Consider the following 11,094-nt stretch of genomic DNA (forward strand, 5'->3'; position numbering starts at 1 on the left):
GATCAGTTTAAGCGTACTGAACTTAATCAAGGACAACTAATAATTTAAAAGAATTCCCGTCGAGTATCCAAAGAGGCATTAGGGACTGACTGTCCATCACCGCAATGGTATGGCTGGTTTTCCTATGCTTTCAGAATCGACGAAAGGAGCGAAGCGGAACCTCACGGGCCGACAATGCGGTAAAACCGCAATTGATTTAACCTAAACTCCATTTTTAAAAAACCGAACTCAAGATGATATGGAAGTAAATAGTATCATGAATTAGCCGTGTGGTATGCCTCAAATCGCTTGATTTTTACCTTCTCTTCGGGCTAAACTAGTAAGGAACTTATTTTAGTTGTTAGAATAGCAAAAAATTTAGGAAACAGGAGTGTTTGGTGATGGAAAGTATCAACTTAAGTGCACAAAAGAGGGAGCGCGGCCCCAAAGGGTTTATGCGCACCCTGCGCCGCCAGGGGATGACACCGGCGGTTCTCTACGGGAAAGAGGTCGGAAACATTTTGATCCAGGTTCCTACAAAGGAATTGGAGATGATCATTACCGGCCATAGTATCGGGAGTACCCTGATTAACCTGGAAGTTGCCAACGATGATCAGAAGGAGCCTTATCTGGTGATGTGCCGCGAGATTCAGCGGGAACCGATCAGGCGGGATCTCCTGCATGCTGATTTTTTCCAGGTTGTGCTTACCGAGGAAATCGAGACAGAGGTTCCGGTTATTCTTGTTGGGGAAGCCCCTGGCCTGAGAGAGGAAGGGATCTTACAGCATATGCTGCGTAAGGTGACAGTATCCTGTCTGCCAACAGAAATGCCTGACCGTCTGGAGGTGGACATCAGCGGCCTGAATATCGGGGACCAGGTTACTGTCGCGGACATAGAAGCACCGGAGAATGTGCAGATCATCTCTGAACCGGATTCGGTTATTGCAATGGTCGTTGCACCTGCTTACGAGGAAGAGGAAGAAGAGGATGAACTCGAAGAGGACGCTCTCGGTGAAGCTGCAGCAGATGAGGGTGAGGGAGAAGAGGCAGGGCAAGGAGAGGAGTAAATGATTGCCTGGCTGCGGAAACTGACCCATCCGGGTAATTGTATAAGTGATTCACCTGAGAAAGTGATTCTAGGTCTGGGAAATCCTGGCCCGCGCTATGCCCAAACACGCCATAACGCGGGTTTTCGGGTTGTGGAAAGGATCGCCGGTACCGGAAAATGGACAAGGCAGCGAGGCCTGGCCAGTATCTGCACTGTGGAGATTGACGGCATAATGGTTTTGCTGGTGCGGCCGCTTACCTTTATGAATCTCAGCGGAAAAGCGATACAACCGTTGCTGCGGCAGCTAGGCCTTCAGCCGCAGGATCTGCTGGTGATCCATGATGATCTGGATCTGCCCTCAGGCAGCATCAGGCTGCGCCCGGGCGGCGGTTCCGGGGGGCATAAAGGAGTACAGTCTATCATCGACCACCTCGGATCACGTGATTTTGCGCGTCTGCGCATCGGGATCGGGCGGCCGGCTGAGGGTGGAGATCCGGTGGAGTATGTCTTAGAGCCTTTCCCCTGGGAGGAGCGCCCCTTTTTTGAAGATGTCTGGAAGCTGTCCGGTGATGCCGCCCGCTGCTGGGCATCTCACGGCATCCAAACCGCCATGAACAAATATAATCGGTGACAAGGGGACGGGGGTCTTGTCATCCAGGATGACAAGACCCCCGTCCCCTTGTCACCTGTCACCGCCCATGCATGAAATCTCCTTTTCTGGTTAAACTATGGATAATGCTTCCTGTTTAGGACCTAGTTTAACTAGGGGGGAGGTGACATCATGGCAGATGAGAACAAAGTGACTCGCGGTGATACTAATACCGGTGGAGGTCCTGGTGGAGGAATCACCGGTTTGGCCGAGCAGGGCTGGTTGGCTCACATTATAAGGTTTATCGTGGCTGCGATTGTATTAATGGTTGTGAGCTATATTACACCTGGCTTTACCAGGCTGTCTTTCTGGCATGCCCTGCTTGCAGCTGTTCTGATCGCAGCGATCGGATTCGGACTCGAAACCCTTTTCGGCCGCCGCATTTCGCCTTATGCGCGCGGTGGGGTCGGGTTTGTGGTCTCAGCGGTGATCTTTTACTTACTCCAGTTCATTATCCCTGGTTTAAGGGTGACTGTACTGGGAGCTCTCATAGCTGCTGCTATCGTCGGCATTATCGATATGTTTGTGCCAACGGGTGTACGCTGATCAAAACGCAGTCCAAAAACCCCGTCTCAATTGAGGCGGGGTTTGTATTGGTCGTTGGTGGTTGGTCGTTGGAAAAAGGATGTTCGGGCGAGGCGCGTGCAGGGGGGACGGTTCCTGGTGCATTTCTGTGTAGAATGGATCAGGGGGACGGCAGACTGTGTGACAACTCCCCAAATCACCAGTTCAGCAGCCATAAAGGAGACATAACTGAAATAGCAGGATAATTGGTGTCCCTTATCCCTAAAAACAACCGAAATTTGGTCATAAGTGGGGGGATGGAAAGAGGCAAAATGGTTATTCACACAGTCTGACGGTTCTTCTGATCCATTTTCACAAATTTAACAGGCACCTAATCGCTGAAAGTGCAACAGGGACCTATCAGTGCACGTGCCCGCGCCCGCGTCAGAGTGGATGTGAGACGCGAGTGAGACGCGAGAACCGTCCCCGCGTCTCAGGCAGGTTGTATGAAAGCATTATTCTGAATGATATAATGAACACTGACATATGAAGTTATCGGGGGGCTTTTTATGAGTCCTGCCGCATTTTGCTTTGGTCATAAAGGTGGTTTTGCATGCGCAATATACTGACAAAAGTTCCTGGCTACTACGATGCTGTTGATGCTGTAAAGAAAAGAAAGTATCCCATACTGCTTTCAGGACTGGCGGGTTCTGCCGGAGCTTTGGCTGCGGCTTCCCTTTTCTCCGATGGGGGGTTCAGGGGTGCGCTGCTGGTAATTGTTCCGGGATATGATCAGGTGATCTCCTGGGCTGCGGACATGGAGCTGCTCATGCCTGACCGGGAGGTCCTGGTGTTTAATCCGGCGGAGGCCCTGCCTTTGAGGTAGTGGCAGCCAGCCGCGAACCTGCGGCCGGGCGCTGCAGGCCTTAGCACTTTTGCGGGGGCAGGGAGAAAAGGCAGTGGTGATTGCCTCTGTGGAGGCTCTGCTGCCCAAGCTCATTCCACCGGAATACTGGGAGCGGGCTGCTCTTTCACTTCAGGTGAACCAGGAAACAGATCATGATCACCTGGCACAGCGCCTGGTTTTAGCCGGTTATGAACGATTGGACACTGTTTCAGGGCCAGGGCAGTTTGCGATGCGCGGAGATATAGTGGATATCTATCCCTTTTATGACCTGCCTGTTCGCCTGGAATTTTGGGGGGATTGAGATCACCTCTCTCAGAAGGCTGGATGTGGAGACTCAGCGCTCTCAAAAAAGCCTTGCTGAGATAAAAATATGGCCGGCCCGGGAGTTTATTTATCACCCGGACCTGGCTGCTCCTGCTGTGGAGCGCATCCAGGAGGCCTATAAAAAGAGAAGAGATGCCTTGAAAGGGAGTAGGAATGCACTCACCCGTCTTCAGCAGCGGGCCAACAGGTTTTTGGAGATGGCCAGAGAAGGGGTGGGTAGATCCCTCAACCTGGTGCAGCCCTATTTCTATCCGGAGCAGGTCTCTCTTCTCGATTATCTTCCCGCGGATTCTTTGGTTATTCTGGATGAGCCTGGGCGCTTTCCGGAACAGAGCCGGGCGCGCACTGTGCTCCTGGATTCAGACTACAGGCGCTTTTTTCAGGAGGGGAATTCTTTTACCCCCTGGCAGGAGCACTACTTTGACGGTGATCAGCTGCTGAAACAGATGGCGGAATTTCCGCTGATCTGTTATTCTCGTTTGTTGACCCGGACACCCCTTATGGAGCCAAAAGCCCTGGTCAGCTTTTCTACAAAGGAGATGCGGCCATTCCTGGGGCGCCCGGATCTCCTCGCCCAGGAGCTCAAGGGTTGGCTGCGAAAAAAAACCACAGTTCTTCTTCTGACGCATACCGAAACCAATTTGAAGCAGTTGGAAAGGGAATTAAGAGATATGGAGATATCTTTTCTGATTGCTGATCAGTGGCAGGAGTGTCTAAAAGAGGGGCGCTTACAGGTAGGCATAAGTTCGTTGAGCCGCGGCTTTGAAATCCCGGGCATCCTGGCTGTTGTCAGTGCGATGGAGATGTACGGCGGAAAAAAGGTGAGAAGGGCACAGAGACGGCGGGCAACAGCCGCTGACCACCTCCCTGAACTCAGCCTGGAGACTTTGTGGTGCATGTCCATCACGGGATCGGGCGCTATGTGGGCATCTGTGAGAAGGAGACAGATGATCTCAAGAGGGATTACCTGGAGATCGTTTATGCCGGGGAGGCAAGGCTATTTGTGCCGGTGGATCAGGTGGACCTGGTTCAGAAGTACACAGGTCCGGAAGGGACTACACCGCGTCTTTCCCGGATGGGAGGCAGTGACTGGGCGCGCCTCAAGCAGCGTGTCAAAAAGCGCGTTCAGGAGCTGGCTGAAGGCTTGCTCGCTCTTTATGCGCAGCGCAGCAATGCTCCAGGTTATGCCTTTTCCCAGGATACTGTCTGGCAGCGGGAGTTTGAGGATGGCTTTCCCTATGAGGAGACACCGGATCAGGAAGAGGCCATCAGAGATGTAAAGGTTGATATGGAAAGGAAGCGCCCTATGGACCGCCTTATCTGTGGTGATGTTGGGTTTGGCAAAACCGAGGTGGCCATCCGCGCCGCTTTTAAGGCTGTACAGGACGGGAAGCAGGTGGCGGTTTTGGTCCCTACAACAGTGCTCGCCAACCAGCATTACCTCACTTTTAGGGACCGCTTTTCTCATTATCCGGTCCGTGTGGAGATGTTGAGCAGATTCCGGACACCGACGGAACAAAAGAAAACTCTCACAGATTTACAAAAAGGCATGGTAGATGTGATCATCGGCACTCACCGGCTTCTTTCCGGAGATGTTGTCTTCAAGGATTTGGGGCTGCTGGTGATCGATGAGGAACAGCGCTTTGGGGTTGCTCATAAAGAAAAGATCAAAATGCTCAAAGCCAATGTGGATGTGATCGCCATGACGGCTACACCTATTCCGCGTACCCTGCAGATGTCTCTGGGAGGGGTGCGCGATCTGAGCCTTATTGAAACTCCCCCGGAGGACCGCCTGCCTGTGCAGACCTATGTCTTGGAGTACGAGCCTGAGATGGTGAGGGATGCTATTTTGAAAGAGATCCAGCGGGGTGGTCAGGCTTTTTATGTACACAACCGTGTGCGGAGCATCTCATCCATCGCACACTATCTCCAGGGGCTGGTACCTGAGGCTTCCTTCCGCATCGCCCACGGGCAGATGAAAGAGGATGACCTGGAAAAGGTGATGTGGGATTTTTTAAACAAAGAGTTCGATTGTTTGGTCTGCACCACCATCATTGAGAGCGGGCTGGACTTTCCTAATGTCAATACACTGATTGTGGAGAATGCTGACTGGTTTGGGCTGGCCCAACTCTACCAACTGCGCGGTCGGGTCGGCCGTTCCAACCGCCTGGCCTACGCCTATTTCACCTTTACGAGGGATAAGGTGCTGACCGAACAGGCGGAAAAGAGACTTAGAGCACTGCAGGAGTTTACCGAATTCGGGTCGGGTTTTAAATTGGCCATGCGTGACCTGGAGATTAGGGGTGCAGGGAATGTCCTGGGAGCAGAACAACATGGGCACATGGCTGCTGTAGGGTTTGACCTGTATAACAGGCTGCTGCAGGAAGCTGTCAGTGAGCTCAAAGGAGAGAAGCCGCCCGAGCAAATGGCAGCTGCTCCCCATTTCGACCTGCGGGTCGACTCGTATATTCCAGATTCATATATCAGAGATGGAAGGCAAAAGGTGGATATCTACCGGCGTCTCTCTATGGCTGGTGGGCTGGATGAAGTGATGGAGTTGGCCAGGGAGGTGTGTGACCGCTTCGGCAAGATGCCGGCCCCGGTCAGTTATCTTTTTGATCTGGCCGGCATCAGGGTTCGGGCAAGTGAACTAAAGATACGCGAGGTTCAGCATACCGGTTATACACTGGTAATGCAGTTTGAAGAAGGGGTGGTGCCTCCTGGTGAGCAGCTGGCTTCTTGGAGCGGTATCTTCGGGCAACGCCTCAGTTTTTCCACAGTAGGGGCACTGGAGATTCGGCTGGATACCAGAGGCCTGGCACCGAGGGATCTGATTGCGATGCTCAAAAAAGCACTGATTGGTGGTTAGTCGTTGGTCGATAGTCGTTGGAAAAAGATGTTCGGGCGAGGTGCGTGCAAGGGGGACAAGTTAGTAGTAGGTGAATATGAGATGTGGGAAGTGGGAGGTAGACTTCCGACTTCTGGTTTCCGACCTCCGCATTTAGGGCTGGGGTCGTCGCGTGCACCGGGGACTGTCCCCAATGCACGCGGTTCCCATTACACGCGCATCTCACCGAGTGGATGTGAGACGCGAGAACCGTCCCCGCGTCTCTCCCTGACCAGCCGGGGTAACCGTCCCCTTGGCTGGCAGGAGATCTGATTCTGGTGGCGAAGGTGTTTAGGATAAACAGACACCGCTCCGGTTCTACCGGGAAGGAGGAATATTTTTGGATCCCGCAATAAACTCTATAAAAAAAAGGACGTTCGTATCTGCCTCAAGTATTAGTGTTTATTCTGATAATTGCTCTGGGAGGCATTTGGTTGTGGTGGGTGTATCATGGGGATTGGGTAGTTCAGGTCAATGGTTACAAGATTTATGAGGATGATCTGGATCTGGAAGCTGATCGCCTGCAGATGATTCAGGAGTCCCTTGGTATGGATTTCCAGGGAGAACAAGGGAAAGCGTTAAAGGAGCAACTGCGACAGATGGCACTTGATCAACTGGTGGACCGAGCCTTGATGTGTCAGGCTGCCCGGAACAACGGAATTAGTATTGATCAAGCAGACATTGAAAATCAGCTGATGGTTGCTCAGATGCAGGCCGGTGGGGCAGAAAACTTACAAAAGTTTCTCCAAGAACAGGGAATGACAGAAGAGAAGTACAGGGAATTAGTGGAAGAATATATGATGATGGAGAAACTGCTGGATCTTGTAACAAAGGATGTCACAGTCGAAGAAAAGGATGTCAGGCAAAACTACCAGGAGCTCAAAGAGATGCTGGTTTTACCTGAGCGCGTCAAGGTAGGCCATATTCTGGTGAATACTGAAGAAGAGGCCCGGGATGTCATTACAGAGCTGAAAGAAGGGGCGGATTTCCAGGAGCTTGCTGTGCAAAAATCAGTGGATCCTTCAGTGGCAGAGAACAAGGGCATCTATGATAATGTCACAAAGGACTCATCTTTTGTTGAGGAGTTCAAAGAAGAGGCTTTTCGCCTCTCACCCGGGGAGTTCAGTCATGAGCCGGTCAAAACTCAATTCGGCTACCATGTGCTGATGTGTTTTGAAAAAAGGGATGCCTCACAGGCCAGCTATGAAGAGGTAAAGGACTGGCTGCAAGAGGAACTGCTCACTGAAAAGAAGCAGGAAAAAGTAATGGACTACATGGAGAGCCTGCGCGGAGCTGGTCGTATCATGTATAATTCTAAAAATTCAGCAATACCAGTTTAAGGCGGATAAGGCTAAAATTATTAACAATAGCATGGAAAAAAATGAATAAATCCCCCCCATCGGTTATATACTATTCCTGAAGATTCTTATCTTTAAATGAAGGGGGGATAGAACTTGAAGGCTACAGGTATCGTACGACGCATCGATGATCTAGGCCGTGTTGTAATTCCCAAAGAGATCCGCCGGACCCTACGGATTCGGGAGGGTGATCCCCTCGAAATCTTTGTGGACCGGGAAGGAGAGGTTATTCTCAAGAAATACTCACCCATCAACGAACTGGGTGAATTTGCAAAGGAATACGCTGACTCCCTACATGAGGCAATTGGACATATTGCGTGTATTGCCGACCGGGACAATATCGTTGCCGTAGCAGGTGCCCCGAAAAAGGAGTTTCTCGATAAAGCCATCGGTCCAGCTGTGGAAAAGGTAATGGAGGAACGAAAACCTGCTCTGATCACGAAAGCCGGTGAGCATCCTGTTTGTAATATTTGTCTGACCGATGAAGAGGAAGAGGAATGCAAGTTCTCCAGTGAGGTGATTGCTCCCATTATTAGCCAGGGTGACCCTATCGGGGCTGTAATTATCTGTTCAAAGGAGCCGAATGTGCGGATGGGAGAGCTGGAATTGAAGTTGGCTGAGACGGCGGCGGGGTTCCTGGCAAAACAGATGGAAGAATAATTTTTGTAAATAAGGTGGCTTTTATAGCTGCCTTTAATTTTTTGGTAATAATATTCCTTATTCCGGTATATCGAGACCCCTCGTTTAGTAAGCATTTAGTGATAAGGGACAGGACAAACAGGGGGTCAAGATGAAACCGGAATCTTTTTTGCGTGGAGCCATGGTTCTCACAATTGCAGGTGTTGTGGTCAAGCTGTTAGGGGCTGTTTATCGGATTCCTTTTACCAGGATAGCAGGAAGTGAGGGTATCGGTCTCTATCAGATGGCCTATCCCATTTATGTAGCTTTACTCTCACTCTCCACCGCAGGCATTCCTGTTGCTCTCTCTTTTCTGATTGCAGAGAGGGGAGCTATGGGTGACAGGCATGGTGCGCGCCAGGTATTTTCCGTTTCCCTGATCTTCTTATTCTGTTTAGGATGCATCCTGACTGCAGGGCTCTTCTACATCTCCCCTTTTCTCGCCCAAAGGGTATTAGGTGATACCAGGGCCTACTACTCCTTGATCGCTGTTGCTCCTGCTGTATTTATCATCTCTGTAGCATCTGCCTTTCGCGGCTATTTTCAGGGTTGGAGGTTGATGTGGCCGACAGCCGTATCTGAGGTGGTGGAGCAGGTTATACGGGTGGGAACTGTGCTTCTGGCTGCACAGGCACTGATGTCCCGGGGTGTAGAGTATGCGGCAGCAGGCGCGGCTTTCGGCACCTTTACCGGGGGGTGTGCAGGGCTCTGCTTGCTTACCCTGGTTTACCTGTGGTTTAAAAGACAGGGAAGCTCAGTGACTGCAGCACGCCGTGAACCCCCTTTACGTCTAGGAAAGGCACTGCAGATCTTAAAGCGCCTCATTGCTTATGCCTTTCCCATTTCCGCAGGCTCCCTGGTCCTCCCCCTGGTACAGGTTATTGATACAGTGATCATTCCCAAACGCCTGCAGACTGTGGGGTTTACCGTTCAAGAGGCAACCTCTCAGTTTGGACAGCTTTCAGGGATGGCCGGTACTGTTGTTTACCTACCGGCCGCTCTAACGGTTTCCATTGCCATGACACTGGTCCCTCACCTGGCAGCAGCTGTCTCCCGCAACAACCGCTCCGAGGTTCACCGGAGGATCAATACAGCCCTGCGCATTACCTTCATTCTCTGTCTTCCCGCGGCTGCCGGCCTCATGCTTCTTGCCACACCGATCATGGAGCTGCTTTTTGACGATTCATGCGCAGGTGCGGTTACTGCCTGGCTTGCCCCTGCCGCCCTGTTTACCGGCCTCCAGCAGACCACAGCAGGCGCTCTGCAGGGGATAGGGAATACCTGGCTGCCTGTGGTAAACCTTATGGCCGGCTGCCTGGTCAAGGTCTTTTGCAATTATTACCTGACAGTGATTCCGGGTTTCGGGATCAAGGGAGCTGCTCTGGGCAGCACCCTGGGTTTCCTGCTGGTGTTTCTGCTCAATATCTTTTGGCTCACCCGCCTTACAGATTACCGCCCACGGATAGGCATCTTGCTTCGTCCCCTCCTGGCTGTTACAATAATGATCATGGTGATCCCTGCCATTTATACCATCTTCGCCTCTCTGGGCAACCTGATGGCTACAGGGCTGACGATCACCTGTGGTGCAGTTTGTTATTTCGCTGTTTTACTTGTAACTAAGGAGATCAGGGTTTACGAGATGCGGTATTTCTTCAGGAGATAGCTGAGAAATAAAGCCGTCTCACCCTGTTCAGGATGGAAAAAAGGAGACAGAAGCCATGTCAGCACCCGCGATCATCTATGTGTTAGGATTGGGGCCAGGAGATCCCCTGGATATGCCGGGGCGCAACTTAAGCCTGATGCGAAGCGATTATCCTGTTTACCTGCGCACAAAACAGCATCCGGTGATCCCCTATTTGCAAAGAGAGGGGATAGGGATGCATCCCCTTGATCACTTTTACGAGAAGTTTGATTCTTTTGAACAGGTGTACTCCGCTATGACCGCCTTTCTCCTCCAAGAAGCGCAGAAGGAAAGAGCGGTTGTTTTTGCGGTTCCTGGCAGCCCCCTGGTTGGGGAGGCGGTTGTGCGACTTTTAAAGGAGCAAGGACCGGCAAACGGTGTAAAAATAGAGATTTTTCCTGCACCTGGCTTTTTGGACTCCCTGTATCAGCTGTTGGAGATCGACCCCGGTGAGGGGATCATGATTGCGGACAGCTTTCAGTTTTTAGAAAATGCGGAAACTGAGGAGTCCGGTATACACCTCCAGGTTGGGACAGGCCTTATTGTTATGCAGTTATACAGCTCTGCTCTTGCCTCAGAGGTCAAGCTGACCTTGATGGATTATTATCCGGATGACCACCAGGTGGTGCTGCTGCGGGGGGCAGGAATTAAGGGGAGTGAAAGTGTGCTCAAGATTCCCCTTTACGAACTGGATCGCCAGGATACTGACCATCTGACAACACTCTATGTTCCCCCATTGGTTACAGGGGAAGAGCCACCTTCAAAGAGTGTTGATCCGGTTTTATGGGATGGTAGTGCCTTAAGGTGGGGAGTTACAGGGGAAGAGCCGCCTTTAAACAGCGTTGATCCCCTGGTCAAGGTAATGGACACCCTTCTATCTCCTGAGGGCTGTCCCTGGGACCGCCAGCAGACACACCAGACACTGAAAAAATACCTGATCGAAGAAACATATGAGGTGCTAGATGCCATAGATGAAGGGGATATGTATAAACTATGTGAAGAATTGGGAGACTTATTATTACAAATCGTCTTTCATACAGCACTGGCGGAGCGAGCCGGCAAGTTCACTATGACAGAGT

General features: G+C 51.4%; 10 protein-coding genes. All 10 read left to right on the forward strand.

Going from position 1 to position 11,094, the window contains the following annotated elements; translation table 11 throughout:
- Positions 1–380 precede the first annotated feature (380 nt).
- Positions 381–1,046, forward strand: coding sequence for a 50S ribosomal protein L25/general stress protein Ctc (locus SSCH_RS01935; RefSeq protein WP_044664001.1), 666 nt, complete (start codon positions 381–383; stop codon positions 1,044–1,046).
- Positions 1,047–1,658: an aminoacyl-tRNA hydrolase gene (gene pth, locus SSCH_RS01940; protein ID WP_044664002.1), complete on the forward strand. Its 612-nt coding sequence runs from the start codon at positions 1,047–1,049 to the stop codon at positions 1,656–1,658.
- Positions 1,659–1,808: 150 nt separating this feature from the next.
- Complete coding sequence (locus SSCH_RS01945; protein WP_084710849.1) at positions 1,809–2,222, forward strand: phage holin family protein; 414 nt, start codon at positions 1,809–1,811, stop codon at positions 2,220–2,222.
- A 571-nt stretch (positions 2,223–2,793) separates the two neighbouring features.
- Positions 2,794–3,066, forward strand: a complete 273-nt coding sequence (locus SSCH_RS16025; protein ID WP_052835196.1) for a hypothetical protein — start codon at positions 2,794–2,796, stop codon at positions 3,064–3,066.
- Between the two features lie 49 nt (positions 3,067–3,115).
- Positions 3,116–3,388: a hypothetical protein gene (locus tag SSCH_RS16030; RefSeq protein ID WP_052835197.1), complete on the forward strand. Its 273-nt coding sequence runs from the start codon at positions 3,116–3,118 to the stop codon at positions 3,386–3,388.
- Positions 3,389–4,333: 945 nt separating this feature from the next.
- Entirely contained in the window at positions 4,334–6,280 is a 1,947-nt protein-coding gene (gene mfd, locus SSCH_RS16035) for a transcription-repair coupling factor (RefSeq protein WP_232294158.1), read from the forward strand.
- Between the two features lie 401 nt (positions 6,281–6,681).
- A complete protein-coding gene (locus SSCH_RS01955) occupies positions 6,682–7,638 on the forward strand; it encodes a SurA N-terminal domain-containing protein (protein ID WP_269746094.1) in 957 nt (318 codons plus the stop codon).
- Positions 7,639–7,752: 114 nt separating this feature from the next.
- A complete protein-coding gene (spoVT, locus tag SSCH_RS01960; protein ID WP_044664004.1) occupies positions 7,753–8,316 on the forward strand; it encodes a stage V sporulation protein T in 564 nt (187 codons plus the stop codon).
- Positions 8,317–8,446: 130 nt separating this feature from the next.
- On the forward strand, positions 8,447–9,997 hold the full coding sequence (locus SSCH_RS01965; RefSeq protein ID WP_044664005.1) for a putative polysaccharide biosynthesis protein: 1,551 nt from the start codon (positions 8,447–8,449) through the stop codon (positions 9,995–9,997).
- Positions 9,998–10,052: 55 nt separating this feature from the next.
- Positions 10,053–11,094, forward strand: a 1,042-nt coding sequence (locus SSCH_RS01970) for a MazG nucleotide pyrophosphohydrolase domain-containing protein (protein ID WP_044664006.1), incomplete at its 3' end; no start/stop codon positions are given.

The sequence above is a fragment of the Syntrophaceticus schinkii genome (assembly GCF_000946815.1).
In the GTDB taxonomy this organism is placed as follows: Bacteria; Bacillota; DSM-12270; order Thermacetogeniales; family Thermacetogeniaceae; genus Syntrophaceticus; species Syntrophaceticus schinkii.

Coding starts and splice junctions, on each gene's coding strand:
- SSCH_RS01945 (WP_084710849.1), top strand. CDS start 1,809: ATGGCAGATGAGAACAAAGTGACTCGCGGTGATACTAATACCGGTGGA.
- pth (WP_044664002.1), top strand. CDS start 1,047: ATGATTGCCTGGCTGCGGAAACTGACCCATCCGGGTAATTGTATAAGT.
- SSCH_RS16025 (WP_052835196.1), top strand. CDS start 2,794: ATGCGCAATATACTGACAAAAGTTCCTGGCTACTACGATGCTGTTGAT.
- SSCH_RS01965 (WP_044664005.1), top strand. CDS start 8,447: ATGAAACCGGAATCTTTTTTGCGTGGAGCCATGGTTCTCACAATTGCA.
- SSCH_RS01935 (WP_044664001.1), top strand. CDS start 381: ATGGAAAGTATCAACTTAAGTGCACAAAAGAGGGAGCGCGGCCCCAAA.